The 17,642-nt window shown below is 54.0% G+C and carries 20 protein-coding genes; 6 read left to right on the top strand and 14 right to left on the bottom strand.

Features of this window, described 5'->3' with window-relative positions; translation table 11 throughout:
• Nucleotides 1-190: 190 nt before the first annotated feature.
• From LKE88_RS12285 to LKE88_RS12230, 12 genes are all read right to left on the bottom strand, one after another.
• Nucleotides 191-1,600, bottom strand: coding sequence for an IS200/IS605 family accessory protein TnpB-related protein (locus LKE88_RS12285; protein WP_276803753.1), 1,410 nt, complete (start codon nt 1,598-1,600; stop codon nt 191-193).
• A gap of 978 nt (nt 1,601-2,578) precedes the next feature.
• Nucleotides 2,579-3,067 (bottom strand): deoxycytidylate deaminase, encoded by a 489-nt coding sequence (locus LKE88_RS12280; protein ID WP_105327078.1) that lies wholly within the window; start codon nt 3,065-3,067, stop codon nt 2,579-2,581.
• Nucleotide 3,068: 1 nt separating this feature from the next.
• Nucleotides 3,069-3,695 carry a uracil phosphoribosyltransferase gene (upp, locus tag LKE88_RS12275; protein ID WP_105327077.1) on the bottom strand — a complete coding sequence of 209 codons (627 nt, stop codon included), beginning with the start codon at nt 3,693-3,695 and terminating at the stop codon, nt 3,069-3,071.
• Between the two features lie 30 nt (nt 3,696-3,725).
• Nucleotides 3,726-4,967: a serine hydroxymethyltransferase gene (glyA, locus tag LKE88_RS12270; RefSeq protein ID WP_146109069.1), complete on the bottom strand. Its 1,242-nt coding sequence runs from the start codon at nt 4,965-4,967 to the stop codon at nt 3,726-3,728.
• 36 nt (nt 4,968-5,003) lie between these two features.
• Nucleotides 5,004-5,546 carry a TIGR01440 family protein gene (locus LKE88_RS12265; protein WP_105327075.1) on the bottom strand — a complete coding sequence of 181 codons (543 nt, stop codon included), beginning with the start codon at nt 5,544-5,546 and terminating at the stop codon, nt 5,004-5,006.
• Between the two features lie 9 nt (nt 5,547-5,555).
• Nucleotides 5,556-5,993: a ribose 5-phosphate isomerase B gene (rpiB, locus tag LKE88_RS12260; protein ID WP_105327074.1), complete on the bottom strand. Its 438-nt coding sequence runs from the start codon at nt 5,991-5,993 to the stop codon at nt 5,556-5,558.
• 33 nt (nt 5,994-6,026) lie between these two features.
• Nucleotides 6,027-7,133: an L-threonylcarbamoyladenylate synthase gene (locus LKE88_RS12255; protein WP_105327073.1), complete on the bottom strand. Its 1,107-nt coding sequence runs from the start codon at nt 7,131-7,133 to the stop codon at nt 6,027-6,029.
• On the bottom strand, nt 7,102-8,007 hold the full coding sequence (gene prmC, locus LKE88_RS12250) for a peptide chain release factor N(5)-glutamine methyltransferase (protein ID WP_105327072.1): 906 nt from the start codon (nt 8,005-8,007) through the stop codon (nt 7,102-7,104). Before prmC ends, LKE88_RS12255 begins: the two co-directional genes overlap by 32 nt.
• Entirely contained in the window at nt 8,007-9,083 is a 1,077-nt protein-coding gene (prfA, locus tag LKE88_RS12245) for a peptide chain release factor 1 (protein ID WP_105327071.1), read from the bottom strand. Before prfA ends, prmC begins: the two co-directional genes overlap by 1 nt.
• A gap of 48 nt (nt 9,084-9,131) precedes the next feature.
• Entirely contained in the window at nt 9,132-10,037 is a 906-nt protein-coding gene (locus tag LKE88_RS12240; protein WP_105327070.1) for a DUF1385 domain-containing protein, read from the bottom strand.
• Between the two features lie 63 nt (nt 10,038-10,100).
• Nucleotides 10,101-10,310: a 50S ribosomal protein L31 gene (gene rpmE, locus LKE88_RS12235; protein ID WP_105327069.1), complete on the bottom strand. Its 210-nt coding sequence runs from the start codon at nt 10,308-10,310 to the stop codon at nt 10,101-10,103.
• A 77-nt stretch (nt 10,311-10,387) separates the two neighbouring features.
• Nucleotides 10,388-11,314, bottom strand: a complete 927-nt coding sequence (locus LKE88_RS12230; protein WP_105327068.1) for a LysR family transcriptional regulator — start codon at nt 11,312-11,314, stop codon at nt 10,388-10,390.
• 165 nt (nt 11,315-11,479) lie between these two features.
• On the opposite strand from LKE88_RS12230, the gene LKE88_RS12225 reads away from it, so the two are divergent.
• The 3 genes from LKE88_RS12225 (at nt 11,480) to sdaAA (ending at nt 14,353) form a co-directional block, all read left to right on the top strand.
• On the top strand, nt 11,480-12,670 hold the full coding sequence (locus LKE88_RS12225; RefSeq protein WP_105327067.1) for a dicarboxylate/amino acid:cation symporter: 1,191 nt from the start codon (nt 11,480-11,482) through the stop codon (nt 12,668-12,670).
• Nucleotides 12,671-12,778: 108 nt separating this feature from the next.
• Nucleotides 12,779-13,447, top strand: coding sequence for an L-serine ammonia-lyase, iron-sulfur-dependent subunit beta (gene sdaAB / locus LKE88_RS12220; protein WP_105327066.1), 669 nt, complete (start codon nt 12,779-12,781; stop codon nt 13,445-13,447).
• 18 nt (nt 13,448-13,465) lie between these two features.
• Nucleotides 13,466-14,353, top strand: coding sequence for an L-serine ammonia-lyase, iron-sulfur-dependent, subunit alpha (gene sdaAA / locus LKE88_RS12215; RefSeq protein ID WP_118287235.1), 888 nt, complete (start codon nt 13,466-13,468; stop codon nt 14,351-14,353).
• A gap of 78 nt (nt 14,354-14,431) precedes the next feature.
• Here the strand turns inward: sdaAA and LKE88_RS12210 are convergent, their stop codons facing one another.
• Both LKE88_RS12210 and map read right to left on the bottom strand, forming a co-directional pair.
• Nucleotides 14,432-14,947 (bottom strand): nitroreductase family protein, encoded by a 516-nt coding sequence (locus LKE88_RS12210; RefSeq protein WP_105327064.1) that lies wholly within the window; start codon nt 14,945-14,947, stop codon nt 14,432-14,434.
• 57 nt (nt 14,948-15,004) lie between these two features.
• On the bottom strand, nt 15,005-15,802 hold the full coding sequence (gene map / locus LKE88_RS12205) for a type I methionyl aminopeptidase (RefSeq protein WP_353937256.1): 798 nt from the start codon (nt 15,800-15,802) through the stop codon (nt 15,005-15,007).
• 230 nt (nt 15,803-16,032) lie between these two features.
• Between map and LKE88_RS12200 the strand changes: the two genes are divergently transcribed.
• The 3 genes from LKE88_RS12200 (at nt 16,033) to LKE88_RS12190 (ending at nt 17,625) form a co-directional block, all read left to right on the top strand.
• Nucleotides 16,033-16,950, top strand: a complete 918-nt coding sequence (locus LKE88_RS12200; RefSeq protein WP_105327062.1) for a DUF368 domain-containing protein — start codon at nt 16,033-16,035, stop codon at nt 16,948-16,950.
• A gap of 206 nt (nt 16,951-17,156) precedes the next feature.
• A complete protein-coding gene (locus LKE88_RS12195) occupies nt 17,157-17,378 on the top strand; it encodes a FeoA family protein (RefSeq protein ID WP_105327061.1) in 222 nt (73 codons plus the stop codon).
• A 10-nt stretch (nt 17,379-17,388) separates the two neighbouring features.
• Entirely contained in the window at nt 17,389-17,625 is a 237-nt protein-coding gene (locus LKE88_RS12190) for a FeoA family protein (protein ID WP_105327060.1), read from the top strand.
• Nucleotides 17,626-17,642 lie beyond the last annotated feature (17 nt).

Here is a 17,642-nt window from a genome sequence, read left to right as displayed (position 1 = left end):
ACAGGGTAAGACAAATTCCCAATGATTTCGAGTGTTACGGCACACTCATATTTACCAACAGCTCAATTCTGTTTCTCTTATTGCTAAGTGGCACAACAAAATATAACTGTTGTTGTCTATTTTATAGTTTCCGTTAAGTACAAGGACTGCAATCTCTTGGAAGCAGTTCTTTCTTAACGGAAGTTTTTGTTTATGAGGACTTCTTTTTGCTTATATATTCATCTGCGAAGCCCTGACCTCTACGAGCAATAACATAACTTGCTCCTTGGTGAATAACGAGTTTCTTTTTGTCACAATACTTTTGCTTTGCAATCTTGCTCGTATACGCAGGATTGACTTGAATCAAATTAACATTCCGTTTAAAACAACAATTTTCGAAAGTTTCCTTATACCTCGAATAGTCAAAGGCGTGAATCATTTTATTGTACGCCTTGCCCTGGTCTGACTTTGCTTTGGTGATTTCTGCCTTAGATCCTTTAAAGTCTAAATCCTCAATAACAATGTCTTTCCCAACAGATATTGCGTAGTTTACAATCTTAGAGGTTACCTCTCGAATTTCGGACTTTGCTCTATTTCCCATACCATGATAATGCAAATCATAGTGTTTTAGCCCGACAAGATTTCCCGTTTCATTGGTCTCGGCAAGTTCGATAAAGCCATCATTGTAATCCAAGCCAATCGTTCCATACGTTTTTCGGGTCCTGTAGCTGTCGGTATCTATATCGAACGTTACCATAGCTTGCAGATAACACTTGCTGCCACGGAATACGATACGATAGCTAACGCCATGGCTTTTCTGTACAATGGTTTTTGCTAGCAAGCTGCTCATATACTTAAAAATACAAGCTCCATAAACGTACTCCCGAGCTTTTGTGTTCTTACGCAGCTGAATAACGAAACGATTACCTTTACCCGAGTGTACCATTGGTGTTAGTTGCAGTATCTGATTACAGCGAAATTCATCCTTCGCTCCGATATACAAAGAACGATTATCTCTCTGCTCACGGAAATGTTCCAGCCAGACCTTATGACTTGTCAGATTATTGTTTTCAAGATTATGCTGTGCATAAAACAGCTTCTTTGAGCCAAAGCAGAGATGCAAATCTTTGCTCTGAAGCTCTTTCAGCAGGTTAGCCTGCTTTTGTTTGAGGCGGTTAATCTTTTGACCCGTGTAAAAGATTTTCTCTTTTTGCCTGCGATAATATCTCAAAGCAGAAGGTGACAACTGATTGTTTCGAGCTTTTTCTTTCAAGGCAAATACTTGTTTACAAAGTTTATTCCGTTTACTGTAGAGTTTCGTTATTTTTCCACTCAACTGCTTATACTCATACCATTTCAACTGATATAAGCCTCGATATAAACCCTTGACTTCAGAGATAACAGAATTGGCAAAACGCTTGTTTACTCCAAATTGTATTTGTAAAAGCGTATTGAACTGGCTTTTCTTTACAGAGAACTTGCCGCCATTGTTATAACGATGCCACGCAAAGCGTAACATTCTGCCATAGAGAGCATTATACTCCTTGACGTATTTAATTAGATCAGCATTATCATTTTGATTGAGTCGTGTTTCAAGCGTAAAGGTTTTAGAGACAATCACAGCATCACCTCCATTCTGTAAATTATTAATACTATTATATTACAAAATGCAATTATATTGTTCGAATTTTGTACAAAATAATCATGTTTATATGGTTTTGTATGATTTTTAGAAACTGCTGTTTAACCCTCTTATTCTAAATTATAGGCTTCCCCAAAACCTGCCGCAAATACTTTGTTCCAATAGTACATAATACGGCAAAAGCATGGAAAGACCCCGGGACTGCCCCATACAAACGACAAAAGGGACTGTGAAAAATAAAAGGTTTTCCGAGGTTACCGCTGCCTGGATGAACTTTCTCAGTTAGCCCTGCGGCCGGTATCGGAACCCCATCCCGGCTGCGCATTGTTCTTTTAGGGCGCAGCCTCCCTTCCCCTTTACCAGTGCACGCCAAGCAGTGCACTGGTAAGTGGAAGGCATGCGGCCGGGGGCCGCGAAAAAACTGGTTTGAACCTCATCCGTCGCCTCCGGCGACACCTTCTCAGTGGTTCGCGGCTCGCTGCGCAGCTTCACCCTGCGGGTTCGCTTTGCAGGCCGCTATCACATGGCTCACATTAGCCAAGAGCCTTTAGATAATCGTTCGGCTCTTGGATGTGAGCGCAACGCTTTGCAGAAGGCTTCCAGGCCACCACGGGTCAAGTGAAATCTAAAATATAGTGCTGATAAGAACTTGAATCGTGGTGGTTATGAAAGCTTCCTGAGTGGTTCGCCGTACTCCGTTCTCCTTCACCCTGCGGGTTCGGCTCACGGACGGCTATCACATAGGTCGCATATACCAAATGTCCTCGGAGAACTGTACTGACATTTGGATGCGACCGTAAAGCGTTGCGGCCGCATCCAAACATCCCCAAAAATATCCCAGAGGTATGCCAACCACAGCAATCGCCTAGGCCGTTCCTCCCAACCCACAAAAAATGGCTTGCGAACTCAATCGAGCTCGCAAGCCATTTTTTCACAGCCGCTTTACGCAGCTGCCGCTTATTTCGTTTCTATTTTCTCCGGTTTTTCCACTTCTGTGCCAGGGTGGAAGACCTCCAGCTTCAGTTCGTGGTCGCTTTTCAGCATTTCCTCAGCCAGTTTATCCGGGTACGGGTTGGCGTACACAATCCGGGTAATGCCTGCGTTGATGAGGATTTTGGAGCACACCACGCAGGGCTGGTGGGTGCAGTACAGGGTGGCGCCCTGGGTGGAAACCCCGTTCACCGCCGCCTGGATGACTGCGTTCTGCTCCGCATGAATGCCCCGACAAAGCTCATGGTTCTGGCCGCTGGGCACATGGAGCTTTTCCCGGAGGCAGCCCACTTCTTCACAGTGGGGCAGGCCCTTGGGGGTACCGTTGTAGCCGGTGGCCAGGATCTGCCGATCCCGCACCAGCACGGCGCCCACCTTCCGTCTCAGGCAGGTGGAACGCTTGGACACCACCTGGGCAATCTCCATAAAATAGCTGTCCCAATCCGGTCTTTCCATTTTATTCCACCGTTCCGAACACCCGGTCGCCGGCATCGCCCAGACCAGGCACAATGTAGCCATGTTCGTTCAGATGATCATCCAGGGCTGCGGTGTAGATGGGCACATCGGGATGTACCTTGTTCACCAGTTTCACGCCGTCCGGAGCTGCTACCAGGCACATGAAGCGGAAGTGCTTGTAGCCGTCGGCCTTGAGCATGCTGAGAGCTGCCACGGCGCTGCCGCCGGTAGCCAGCATGGGGTCAATCAGGATGATTTCAGCATCTTTGTCCTTGGGAATCTTGCAGTAATATTTGATGGGTTCTAGGGTTTCTTCGTTCCGGGTAAGGCCGATATGGCCTACGTTGGCTTCCGGAATCAGGTCCATGACGGCGTCCAGGAAACCCAGGCCGGCACGCAGAATGGGCACTACGGTAATGCCGCTGACGTCCAGTTCATACCCGGTAGTTTCTTCCAGGGGGGTGGTAACTTTCTTTTCCCGTACCGGCAGGTCCCGGGTAACATCAAACAGAATCAGCTGGGCAATCTGGTCCAGCAGTTGGCGGAATACCACAGGAGGGGTATTCTTATCACGCAGACGGGTCATTTTTTCTTTGATTAAAGGATGGTTGACAACTTGGATTTGCATGGTTTTGGCGCTCTCCTTTTATGTTTTTGCTTACAAATTAGGATACAGGGGGAACTTCTGGCACAGGGCAGCAACCCGCCGCTTGGCCTGTTCCTGGGCATCTTCCTTACCGGGATTGCTCAGCACCAGGCCGATGATTTTGGCCACTTCCCGGAAGTCTTCTTCCTTAAAGCCCCGGGTGGTGCAGGCTGGGGAACCCAGCCGGATGCCGCTGGTAACAAAGGGGCTGGCCGGGTCAAAGGGAATGGTGTTCTTGTTGCAGGTAATTCCCACTTCGTCCAGCATATGTTCGGCTTCCTTGCCGGTAAGGTTCTTGTTCCGCACATCCACCAGCACCAGATGGTTATCGGTGCCGCCGGAAACCAGGCGCAGGCCTTCCTGGGTCAGCTGGTCTGCCAGGGCAGCAGCGTTTTGCAAAATCTGTTTCTGGTATGCCTTGAACTCCGGCTTCAGGGCTTCGCCAAAGGCTACGGCCTTGCCGGCAATGACGTGCATCAGGGGACCGCCCTGGGTACCGGGGAATACAGCCTTGTCAATGGCTTTGGCGTATTTTTCCGGGCACAGGATCATGCCGCCCCGGGGGCCCCGAAGGGTCTTGTGGGTGGTGGTGGTCACTACGTCCGCATAGGGAATGGGGCTGGGATGAAGCCCTGCCGCAATAAGGCCGGCAATATGGGCCATGTCAATCATCAGCACCGCCCCCACCCCGTGGGCAATGGCGGCCATCCGTTCAAAGTCGATGGTCCGGGCGTAGGCGCTGCCGCCGCCGATAATCATCTTGGGCTGGCATTCCTTGGCGATGGCTTCCATCTTGTCGTAGTCGATGACTTCCGTTTCCGGGTCCACGCCGTAGGCTACAATATGGAAGTAGCTGCCGGAAATGTTCACCGGGCTCCCATGGGACAGATGCCCGCCCTGGGACAGGTTCATACCCATAATGGTATCCCCGGGTTTTACGAAGGCAAAGAAGGCAGCCAGGTTGGCGTTGGCGCCGCAGTGGGGCTGCACGTTGGCATGCTCTGCCCCAAACAGTTCGCAGGCTCTCTGGCGGGCCAGTTCTTCTACCTGGTCCACGTATTCACAGCCGCCGTAGTAGCGGTGGCCGGGATAGCCTTCGGCATATTTATTGGTGAGTACGCTGCCCATGGCGTCCAGGACAGCCGGGGAAACAAAGTTTTCCGAAGCAATCAATTCAATCTTGTTTCTCTGTCTGCCCAGTTCCCGGCCAATGGCGGCGGCTACCTGGGGGTCAGCGGTGGTCAAGTTTTCCAAATTCATGTGCTTCCTCCTTTTTTGTCAGGCCCTGCTTTAACGATAGACGGCCCGTTCCCCGCCAATGAGAGGCGGACGGGTGTAGGCGGCGGTAAGCACCGCGTCGCCCAGTTTCTTTCGGGACAGCCGCACCGGCACTGCCACCCGTTTCAGGTGCATGCCGATCAGGGTCTGCCCAATATCCAGGCCCATATCGGCCTTGATTTCTTCTACTACTGCCGGATGCTCCAGGCTATTGTACATCTGGGTGGCAAAGGCGCCGCCGGCGTGTTCCACTGGCCGTACGGTCACTTCCTGCCAGCCAAATTTTTCCATGGCTTTTTGGTCCACTACCAGAGCCCGGTTCAGATGTTCGCAGCATTGGGCGGCCAGAATCATCTTGTGTTTCCGGCAAACCTTTTGCAGTGCGCCCACCAGGGCTCCAGCCAGTTTCAGGGAACCGCCGGTACCGATTTTGTTGCCCAGCACTTCGCTGGAGGAACAGCCCACCACCAGCACTTTCCCGGCTTTGCCGCCGCCTTTGCTGATCAGTTCTTCCGTAACCTCTTCCAGTTCCTGTACCAATTCATCCGTTTTCATAATGCCACCTTATTTCTCTAATGCCATAATCTTTTCCACTCTCTGGGTATGGTAGCTGCCCAGGAAGGAAGCGCCCAAATAGGCGTCTACAATCTGTTCGGCCAGGCCGCTGCCCAGCACCCGTGCACCCAGGCACAGAACGTTGGCATTGTTGTGTTCTCTGGCTTTTTCTGCACTGTAGCAGTCGGAGCACACCGCAGCCCGGATCCCGTGGATCTTGTTGGCGGCAATGGACATGCCAAGACCGGTGCCGCAGATCAGGATACCCTGTTCTGCCTTGCCGGCAGCCACTGCTTCCCCTACTTTTTTGGCATAATCCGGGTAATCCACCCGATCTGCACTGTAGGAGCCAGCGTCTTCCACTTCGTAGCCTTTGTCTTCCAGATGTTTTTTGATAATTCCTTTCAGTTCAAAACCACCGTGATCACAGCCGATGATAATTTTCATGAGGAATCCTCCCTTCTGTTGGTCCAATCCTTTTTATTCTAACACAAGTGCCTGCAAAAATTCAGGTATTTGCCCGCTTTTTTTGTGGAAAATTCCCTGTTCTGCCCACAAAATATTGTGCCCGGCAGATTTGCGCATCCGGTTCATAATGGCTAGGCCCAGATGGTCGTCGGGAACCCCTTCGCCAATGATGACGTCCACGTTTTCCGCATCGAAGCTGCGCAGCTCCGTATACAGTTTTTCTGCCAGTTCCTGGGCGTCCTTGCCGCCGCTGCGGATGAGGATATCCTGGGTTTTGGGCAGGTGCTGCACGGTCTTTTCCATGGCCAGGACCCCTACCTTGAGGCCCATGGCTTCTGCCATAATGGCCGCCCGGATAACGCCCTGGCTGGCTTCCGGTCCTTCAATCAGGTACATGGGTGCCTTGGGGGCGTAGTGCCGGTACTTCATGCCCGGCGCCTTGGGAGTCTGCCCGGCTTCCACCAGGCCCCGGTCCAGCTCTACCTGGCCCAGCACCTGCTCCAGCATTTCCCGGGTAATGCCCCCGGGCCGGAGGATGGTGGCCACGTCACCGGTGGTATCAATAATGGTTGATTCCACTCCGATGGCGCAGGGGCCGCCGTCCACCACGCCGGCAATGACGCCGTCCATATCCTGGAGCACGTCCGCCGCGTTGGTGGGACTGGGCTTCCCGGACCGGTTGGCCGAGGGGGCCGCAATGGGAGTCCCGGCCAGGGTAATCAGGGCCTGGGCCACCGGGTCGCTGGGAAAGCGCACCGCAACCGTAGTAAGCCCGGCCGTCACCACCTGGGGCACCCGCTCCGAGGCGTTCACCACCAGGGTCATGGGACCCGGCCAAAAGGTTTTGGCCAGTTTTTCCGCCATAGGGGACAGGCCGCTGGTCAGCTGGTTAATCTGCTCCAGTTGGCTGATATGCAGGATCAGGGGATTGTCCGCCGGCCGTCCCTTGGCCGCGAAAATCTTTTTGCAGGCGTCGCCGTTCAGGCCGTCCGCTCCCAGTCCATACACCGTTTCCGTAGGAAAGGCCACCACTTCCCCCTGCTGCAAAAGGGCTGCCGCAGGCTTCAGCTGGTCTTCCAAGGGCCGGTTATTTTCTAGTTTCCATAATTTCGTTTCCATAAGTCGATTCCTTCTTTGCCGCAAAGACCATCCGGTCTATGCCTTGATAGTCCAGGTCCACCTGCACCTGGTCAAAGCCGGCGTCCCGGCACAGCTGGGCCACCGCTTCCCCTTCCCCGATGCCGATTTCAAAGGCCACCAGGCCCTGGGGATCCAGGAACTTCCAAATGTCTTTTAAGATGCGCCGGTAAAAGTCCAGGCCATCTTCGCCTCCGTCCAGGGCGCCCAGGGGCTCCTGCTGGACCTCTGCCTGGAGGCCGGGCAGGTCTTTCTTGGGAATGTAGGGCGGGTTGGAGACGATGATCTGGAACCGCTCGTCCGGGGGAATGTTGGCGTATAGGTCCGAAACCAGTACGGCGCAGCGCTCCTCCACCCCGATGGCCTCAGCATTCTCTAACGTCACCGCCGCGGCTCCCGGGGAAATGTCTACCCCCAGGCCCCGGGCCTCTGGCAGCTGGACCAAGAGCGACACCAAAATGGCGCCGCTGCCGCAGCCAATGTCCAGGATTTCCCGGGGACCCTTGTCCTTGTTCAGGCGCACCAGCTTTTCCACCAGCAGTTCTGTTTCCGGCCGGGGAATCAGGGTATCCCGGGTGACCTTGAACTCATACTGGAGAAAGCCTTTCTTGCCCAGGATGTAGGCCACCGGTTCCCGCTTGGCCCGCCGGGCCACGTAGCCCCGGTATTCCTTCAGCTCCTTTTCTTCCAGGGGCTGGTCAAAATGGGTGTACAGCTGCAGCCGGGTATAATCCAGCACAGCACAAAGCAGCACCTCGGCATCCAGGCGTGGATTCTCCACGCCCTTTTCGCCAAAGTACTGCTTTGTCCAATTTAGAATTTTGATGATTGTCCAAACCGGTTTTTGCTCTGTCATTATTTCACCTGCTGTAACCGTTTGCTTTGCTCGGCCGTCATCAGGGCACTGAGCAGTTCATCCAGATCACCGTTGATGATTTCCGGCAGTTTATGCAGGGTCAGCCCAATCCGGTGGTCCGTCACCCGTCCCTGGGGATAGTTGTAGGTCCGGATCCGTTCGCTGCGGTCCCCGGTGCCTACCTGGCTTCTCCGGTCCGCAGCGGTGGCTGCCCGTTGTTTTTCTTCTTCTGCTTCCAAAATTCTGGCCCGCAGCACCCGCATGCATTTTTCCCGGTTTTTGGCCTGGGATTTTTCGTCCTGGCACTGGGCCACAATGCCGGTGGGAATGTGGGTCATCCGCACGGCCGATTCCGTCTTGTTGACGTACTGGCCGCCGGCGCCCCCTGCCCGGTAGGTATCAATCCGGATATCCGCCGGGTTGATTTCCACGTCCACTTCCTGGGCTTCGGGCATTACCGCCACCGTTACGGTAGAGGTGTGGACCCGGCCCTGGGATTCCGTATCCGGTACCCGCTGGACCCGGTGCACGCCGCTTTCAAACTTCATATGGCTGTACACGTCCTGGCCGGACACCATGAATACCACTTCCTTGAAGCCCCCCAGGCCCGTGGGGCTGGAGTCCATGAGTTCCACCTTCCAGCCTTTGTTTTCGGCGTAGCGGGTGTACATCCGGAACAGGTCCCCGGCAAACAGGGCTGCTTCGTCCCCGCCGGCGCCGGCCCGGATTTCCATGATGATGTTCTTCTCATCGTTGGGGTCCTTGGGCAGCAGCAGGATGGTGAGCTTTTCCTCGTAAGCCTCGATTTCCGGCTTCAGTTCTTTCAGCTCTTCTTCTGCCATGGCAGCCAGCTCCGGGTCTTCCTTGGCCTTGACGATGGCCTCGTCTTCCTGGTAGGTGTCTGCCAGCTTCTTATATTCCCGGTACACGGTGACGATTTCCGTCAGTTTGGCATGGGCCTTGGTGTAGCGCTGCCATTCGGCCTGGTTGCTGATGACGTCAGGGTCACTGATTTTCGCTTCCAGGTCCAGGTACCGGTCTTCCAAATCCTGTAATTTATCCAGATTTTCAAACATAATATTCCCCGTTATTTCTTATTCTTACTGGTGATGCTTGCGGCTGTTTCAGCTGCCGGGCTGCACGAGAGGAGCGGGCTCTTCCAGAATTTCTTCCGGCGGCAGTACCGCCTTCAGCGACGCAATGGCCACTTCCATCTGACTGTCGTCGGGCTCCCGGGTGGTAAGCTTTTGCAGGGCCAGACCCGGCAAAATGGCCGTCCGCACCCAGGCCTTGTCCATATGCTTGCCGGCAAACCGGATGATTTCGTAGCTGATGCCTGCCACCACCGGCATGAGAATAATCCGGCTGGCAATCCGTTCCCACAGGCTGGGCCAACCCAGGAAGGTGAAAATGAAGATGCTGATCAGCATGACGATCATCAGGAAATTGGTGCCGCAGCGGGGGTGCAGCGTAGAAAAGGGCCGCACGTTTTCCACCTTGAGCACCAGTCCGTGTTCATAGGTATAGATGGTCTTGTGTTCTGCCCCATGGTACTGGAACACCCGCTGGATATCCTTCTGCTGGGAAATGGCCCAGATATAGGTCAGGAAAATGGCCAGCCGCAGCAGCCCCTCGCACAGGTTCAGGACCACGGAGCTGGTAATCCAGCTCTGAAACAGCTTCATGGCGCCGGTAGGCACCACCACAAACAGCAGAATGGCCAGGCCCACGGACACTGCAATGGTGCCGGCCATTTCCAGGCTGCTCATTTTTTCGTCTTCCTCCCCGGACATTTGGGCCGAGTAGGATAGTGCTTTCATGCCGTAGAGCAGGGATTCCACCAGGGAAACCATACCCCTGAGAAAGGGCTTTTTCAGCACTGGATACCGATCCCCGATACTGGTGGAGGGTTTCACATCCACCGCAATTTCCCCGTCAGGCTGCCGTACGGCTACGGCAATTTTCCCCGGGCCCCGCATCATGACTCCCTCAATGACGGCTTGGCCGCCTACACTCAGTTTCTTGGACATGATGATTTTTCTCCATATAGCAAACCAGCAGAGCCAAGGCTCTGCTGTTGAAGTGCGCTGTTTTTATTTTGCGTCTTTGTTGCCGTACCGCTTGTTGAATTTTTCAATGCGGCCTCTAGCAGACATATCACGCTGCTTGCCGGTGAAGAAAGGATGGCATTTGGAGCAAACGTCCACGCGCAGTTCCTTTTTCACACTGCCAGTTTTAAATGTATTCCCACAGCCACAAATGACGGTGCATTCACCGTAGTTAGGATGAATTCCTTCTTTCATCTCAAGACACCTCTTTCTTTAATTACATTAATATTACCCGACATTAATGCTTGATGATTATACCACAAACGGCCGTTTCACGCAAGGGTTTCTACCGGCGTTTTGCCTTCTTTTCCAGCCTGTTTGGCGCCCCGGAACTGGGGCATCCCCAGCACCACCTTCATGGCCGGGGTCAGCCATTTGTCCCGGTGGTAAAACAGCTGCCGGGACAGCTGGAGCTGGTAGTCCGACAGGGTAAGGATTTTCAGCTTGCTGCGGAATACACTGTTTTCCACCACATACTGGGGCAAAAAGGACAGGCCCATATTCCGCTGGACCATATCCAGGATAAAGCCCGTATCGCTGACCTCCAAAAAGGGGTTCAGGGCAATGCCCTGGGCCGCCAGGTATTGGTCCAGGCACCGGCGGTAGTTGTCGTCCTTCTCGGTGAGGAAAAACCGCTGGCCCAGCAGCTGGTTCAGGGTGACTTCCTTTTCCAGGGCCAGAGGGGAGCGCCGGGAGCAGACGAACACGATGTTTTCCGGTTCTTCCAGGGCGCGGACCCATTTCACGTCGTACACCGGCTGGTCCAGGATGTAGGCCAGGTCAATTTCGTTGTGGTTCAGCCGCTCCAATAGGTTCTGGGGCGAGTCGATGGTCACCTTCACGTGGATCCGGGGATAGCGCCGGGAAAAGTATTCCATCACCGACGGCATTTTGGCCTCGCACAGGGAAGCAATCATGCCCAGGTGCAGGACTTCTTCCCGGGGCGTATTGCGCATCCGCTCCCCCAGTGCCTCCACTTCCTGGAGCAGGGGCATGGCCTCCTGGGCCAGCTCCTCCCCATGGGAGGTCACCCGTACGCATTTGCCCAGCCGGTCAAAAAGCCGCACCCCCAGCTCCGTTTCCAGCTCACGAATTTGTACGCTCATGGCGGACTGGGAGTAGCCCAATGCCTTAGCCGCCTTGGAAAAACTTTGCAATTCCACCACTTTTAAGAAGCTTCTTAGCTGCCGTAGTTCCATTTTTGCCTGCCACCCTTTTTAAAATTACTTTTTTTCATATGTTGGATTCTATTTATGAATTTGATTTATGTGTCTTCACATAGTACACTAAATAAACAGAAAAGTCAAACCTGGATACAATGTGCACAAAGACAAGTCTGACAAATTTCAAAGGAGGCTTTTTTTATGAAGCTCGGTCTTGTACCCAAAGTTATTATTGCAATCATTCTTGGTATCCTTATCGGGCAGTACCTGCCCACCGATTTCTGCCGCCTGGTCGTGACCCTGTCGGGGATTTTCAGCAACTTCCTGAAGTTCGTCATTCCCCTGATGATCCTGGCCTACGTGACCATGGGCATCGCCGACCTGTCCCAGGGCGCCGGCAAGCTGCTGCTGATTACGGCCATTATCGCCTACTGCTCCACCCTGGTGGGCGGCACCTATTCCTTCTTTGTGGCGGACAATCTGTTCCCGTCCTTCATCAACGCCGGCGTGCTGGAGGAAATCTCCAAAACGGCCGGAACGTCTTTGGAACCTTACTTCACCATTGCCATTCCTCCCATCCTGGATACCATCTCTGCGGTGGTCCTGGCGTTCATTATGGGCCTGTGCCTGTCCAATATGAAGGGCAAGGAAATGGGTACCACCCTGTATAATGGCATGAAGGATTTCTCCACCATCATTGACGCCGTGCTGAAAAACGCCATTGTTCCCTTCCTGCCCCTGTACATCTGCGGCACTTTCGTGGACATGACCAAGTCCGGCAAGACCTTTGTCATCCTGAGCGTACTGTGGAAGGTATTCCTGGTGGTTATCATCATGCACCTGACCCTGCTGTTTGTGCAGTTCCTGTTGTCCGGCACCATTGCCCACAAGAACCCCTTCACCCTGATGAAAAACCAGATTCCTGGCTACACCACGGCGCTGGGTACCCAATCCTCCGCTGCCACCATTCCCGTAAACCTGCAATGTTCTGAAGCGGACGGCGTCTGCGACCAGATTCGTAACTTCGTTATCCCCCTGTGTGCCAACATCCATATGTGCGGCTCCATGATTACCATTACGGCCTGCGCTACGGCGGTATGCCTGATGTACCAGCTGCCCATCAATCTGGGTATCGTGATTCCCTTTATCATGACCCTGGGCGTGTGCATGGTGGCTTCTCCCGGTGCTCCCGGCGGCTCCATTATGACGGCCCTGCCCTTCCTGTGGATGATCTTCGGCAAACAGGCCGGCGACCCCAACGGTCCCATCTGCGCCCTGATGGTGGCCCTGTATATTACCCAGGATTCCTTCGGCACCGCCTGCAACGTATCCGGAGATAATGCCATCGCCGTAGTGGTGGATAAAATTTACAAAACCTGGATTGAGAAATAAGTACAATTCAGCTAGAATAGAGAAATCAAGGAAACCCGCCCCTGATTCGCTGCTGCTCCGGCAGGGCGGTTCGGGGGTTTTCCTTTAGAAATTCCAGGAGGAAACATTATGAATGTATTCGATATTATTGGGCCGGTGATGATTGGGCCCTCCAGCTCCCATACCGCAGGGGCTGTACGGCTGGGGGAAGTGGCCAGCAAGATGCTGAACCAGGACGAGCCCCAGGACGTGCGGGTGGAACTGTCCGGTTCCTTCGCCAAGACCTACAAGGGCCACGGCACGGACAAGGCGTTGCTGGCCGGAATTATGGGCTACAGCAGCGATGCCATTGAAATCCGGGATATTTTTTCCATTGCGGACAAGCGGGGCATCCACTATACGTTCATTCCGGCGGACATCCCCCACGCCCACCCCAACACGGCCCGGATCCACGTGGTGGGCAAAAACGGCACCAAATGCTGCGTCCAGGGGGCCAGCATCGGCGGCGGCAATATCCGGGTGGACTACATTGACGGCATGAAGGTGGACTTTACCGGGGAACGGAACACCATCCTGGTGCCCCACTACGACCGGCCGGGGGTTATTGCAGCCGTGACCAACATCATGTACAGCAAGTACAAGGAAGTGAATATCGGCAACTTCAAATTGTCCCGGCCTGTAAAGGGCGGCATTGCCATGATGACCATCGAAATCGACGGGCTGCCCCCTGCCGGCATGATTGAAGCCATCCGTTCCGTAAAGGATGTTACCAACGTCATCCTGATCCGGGCCATTTAAGGGAAGAAGGAGCATACCATGCTAGAATATAACGCCATTAAAAACCTGGTGGACGCCGCCGAAAAGTCCGGCAAAAAAATCAGTGAGCTGGTGCTGGAGGACCAAGCCCAGGAACTGGAAAAGACGCCCCAGGAAGTCTATGACAAGATGTCCAAGGAATTTGATGTCATGCAGGAAGCCGTAAAATTCGGCGAACAGAAGGACCAGCGCTCCACCTCCGGGCTTACCGGGGGCGAGGGCTACAAGATGAAGGCCTACAACACTGCCAGCAGCGGCGGCCTGTCCGGGTCCCTGCTGGTGCGGGCTATGGGCCGGGCTCTGGCGGTAGCCGGCTGCAACGCTTCCATGGGCCGTATTGTGGCCGCCCCCACGGCGGGCAGCTGCGGCATCCTGCCCGGGTGCCTGATTACCATGCTGGAAGACCGGGGCCTGGACCGGCACGCCGTGGTCATGTCCCTGTTTACCGCCGGGGCCTTTGGCATCACCATTGCCACCAACGCCTCCATTGCAGGGGCCGAGGGGGGCTGCCAGGCGGAATGCGGCAGTGCTGCCGGTATGGCCGCTGCGGCCCTGGTGGAACTGGCCGGGGGCACGCCCCAAATGTGCGCCGACGCCTGCGCCATGGCCATCAACAACCAGCTGGGGCTGGTCTGCGACCCGGTGGCCGGGCTGGTAGAGATTCCCTGCATCAAACGGAACCCCTCCGGCGTGGCCATTGCCTTCTCGGCCGCAGATATGGCCCTGTCCGGCATCCAATCCGCCATTCCCGTGGACGAATGCATTGACGCCATGCGCCGGGTGGGGCACGCCCTGCCGGCCTCCCTTCGGGAAACGGCGGGCGGCGGCCTGGCCACCACCCCTACGGGCCTGAAGCTCAAGGAAAAGGTTTTTGGGCCGGAGAAGTAACCTACCCTTTTTACAATTAAAAAATGGTCCTGCTGCATCCCTTGGGATGAGGCAGGACCATTTTGTTTAAGCGTCTTCTTACAGTTCCTTCACCAGTTCGTCGTTGGAACGGCGTTCGGTGTGCAGGTGGGCCGGATGCACGCCTTCGGCAGCGTAGCCGATGGGCAGCAGCAGCAGGGGCACTTCGTTCAGAGGCAGCTCGAAAGCATCGGCGGTTTTGGACACCGGGAAGAAGTTCACCCAGCAGGAGCCGATGCCCAGTTCCCAAGCTTCTAGCATCATATGGGTTGCCACAATGCTGGCGTCCTGTTCGCCGGCGCGGATGCCGTGTTCAAAGGGGTTCACCCATTCTTCGTCCTTCCGGACGGTAACCATCAGCACCACCGGAGCGTTAAAGGCGCAGCGGGTCAGGCCCCGTACCTTTTCCAGGGCTTCCGGGCTCTTTAATACGTAAACCCGGTAGGGCTGGTTGTTGTGGCCGGTGGGAGCAATGCGCCCGGCTTCCAGAATCAGGTCCAGTTTTTCCTTTTCAATGGGTTTGTCGCTGTACTTGCGCACGGAGTACCGTGCCTTTGCCAATTCCATAAAATTCATCGTTTCCATCTCCTTTGCAGTTTCTCAAGCAGTGTCTGTAATTTTCAGACTTATATATTAGTAGGAAAGAATTTCCGGTTCTCCTTCGGTAATCAGCAGGGTGTGTTCCCACTGGGCAGAAGGCTTGCCATCTACGGTACGCACGGTCCAGCCGTCAAAGTCGTCGATGTACAGGTCCGCCCGGCCCATGTTGACCATGGGTTCAATGGTAATCACCATGCCCGGCACCAGGAGCATGCCCGTATGCCGTTTGCCCACATGGGCCACAAAGGGGTCTTCGTGCATTTCCAGGCCCACGCCATGGCCGCCGAATTCCCGGACTACGGAATAGCCGTGCTTCCGGGCAAAGCTCTGGATGGCCCAGCCAATATCCCCCAGGGTATTTTTCCAGCCCACGGCGTTTTCCATGCCCCGCTTCAGGCATTCTTTGGTGATATTCACCAGGTTTTTCCGGTCATCGGGAACCCGGCCCACCATGAACATCCGGGAAGCGTCACCTACATAGCCCTTGTAGATGGTGGTGGCATCTACGTTGACAATATCCCCGCTTTTCAGCACCTGCTTGGGATCGGGAATCCCGTGGCAGATGACTTCGTTGACGGAAGTGCAAACGGATTTGGGAAACCCTTCGTAGTTCAGGCAGGCAGGAATGGCGTCGTGGGCAATGGTGTAATCGTACACGATGGTGTTGATTTCATCAGTGGTCATACCCACCTTGATGGCGGCTTCCACCGCATCCAGCACGCCGGTGTTCACCTTGCCTGCTTCCCGGATGCCTGCAATCTGTTCCGGGGTTTTAATCATATCCAGACGGGGCACCTCGTACCCCTTGGCTGCATATTCCATGAGTTTCATCTTTAATTCGCCAGTTTCCAAAACTCCAACCTCCTCTATTCTATTTTTCGTAAAAATACGGTATAATTATTATTCGTGCTGGCTTAAAACCCGCCGCACCAATTTTTAATTATAGCACAATTCTTTTCAGAGGATTTTCTCTTTGTTTAATATTTCGTTAGACTTTTCTCCTATACTAAGGGAAACCCAAAGATTTGGCAAGTTTTTCTCACGCGAAAGGATGAGGCGGTATGGAATTTGTACTGAATATGATCCGGGGCTTTTTTATGGCCCTGGCGGACAGCGTGCCCGGGGTATCCGGCGGCACCATTGCCTTTATACTGGGCTTTTATGATGAATTTATTGGTTCCCTGTACGTGATGACCCATGGGGACCTGGCCCTGAAGAAAAAGGGCTTCAAGTTTCTGGCCAACCTGGGGGTGGGCTGGGTTATCGGCATGGGCTCCTCGGTCAATGTGCTGGCCAGCCTGTTTACCACCCAGATTTATCAGCTGACTTCCCTGTTCCTGGGGCTGTCCATTTTCTCCCTGCCGTTGATTATGAAGGAGGAACGGGAAGCTCTCCAAAAGGTCAGCAAAATCCCCTATATGCTCATCGGCATTGTGCTGGTGTACGTCATTGCCCTGGCCAGTCCTTCCGGCGGCCAAGGGATCAACGTCTCCATTGAAAGCTTGTCGCCGCTCTTGGCCGTATACATTTTCGTTTCTGCCATGATTGCCATCTGCGCCATGGTGCTGCCGGGGATTTCCGGGTCCACCATGCTGCTGATTTTTGGCCTGTACGTGCCCATTATTGATGCCATCAAGGAATTTCTCCACATGAACCTGGCCTACTTCCCGGTGCTGTGCATTTTTGGTTTTGGGGTTTTGGCCGGCATCATCGGTATTATCCGGCTGGTGAAAAACGCCCTGGACAACCACCGGTCCGCCATGGTGTACTTCATCGTGGGCCTGATGGTGGGTTCCCTGTATGCCATTGTCCAAGGGCCTACCACCCTGAAGATGCCCCAGCCTGCCCTGTCCTTTGCCACCTTCAGCTGGGTCTGGTTCTTTGCCGGCGGCGTTCTCCTGGCTGGCCTTACTGCCCTGAAGAACTTTACGGAGCATAAACTCCATCCCCAGTTAAACCAAGAAGAAGAACAGGACTAGTTCCTGAAGTCAAGCAGTCTGCCCCCTGGCAGGCTGCTTTTTTGCTGCCATTTTGCGCCGGGCTGGGCTCCTATTTTCTGCCGTTTGACGTTTTAGACATAATTTTGTCAATTTTTATTGACTACAACGTTAGTTAGTGCTAACATATCTGTTACGAGGTTTGTATAGACACTTATCTTTATTTCCAAGAGAAAAGAGGTACTCCCATGCCCTTAAACTTTGCAGAAGCCGGTGTTCCCCTGGTGATTGCCCGGGTGGGCGGCACATCCAAGGTCCGTTCCCATCTGGAAAATCTGGGTATTACCCTGGGTGCTGTGATTTCCATTGTGCAGCATACCAGCAGCGGGCTGATTCTCAACATCCGGGATTCTCGGGTAGCCATCAGCACGGAAATGGCAGGCAAAATTATCGTACAAGAACAAAAGTAGGAGGCTTATGATGCTTACATTGAAAGACGGCAAGACAGGCTGTGATTACGAAGTGGTAAAACTCCATGGTCAAGGCGCCATCAAGCGTCACATTATGGATATGGGGCTGACCAAGGGTACCAAGGTCCACGTCCGCAAAGTGGCTCCTTTGGGAGATCCTGTGGAATTGACAGTCCGGGGTTACGAACTTTCCCTGCGGAAAGCTGACGCGGAAATCGTTGAGGTTACAGAAATTACAGGAGCGTAACTTATTTATCGTATTGT

The sequence above is a fragment of the Acidaminococcus hominis genome (genome assembly GCF_022484025.1).
GTDB lineage: Bacteria > Bacillota > Negativicutes > Acidaminococcales > Acidaminococcaceae > Acidaminococcus > Acidaminococcus hominis.
Note: the sequence above shows the minus strand (reverse complement) of the source record. Positions and strands in the feature narration are given on the sequence as shown.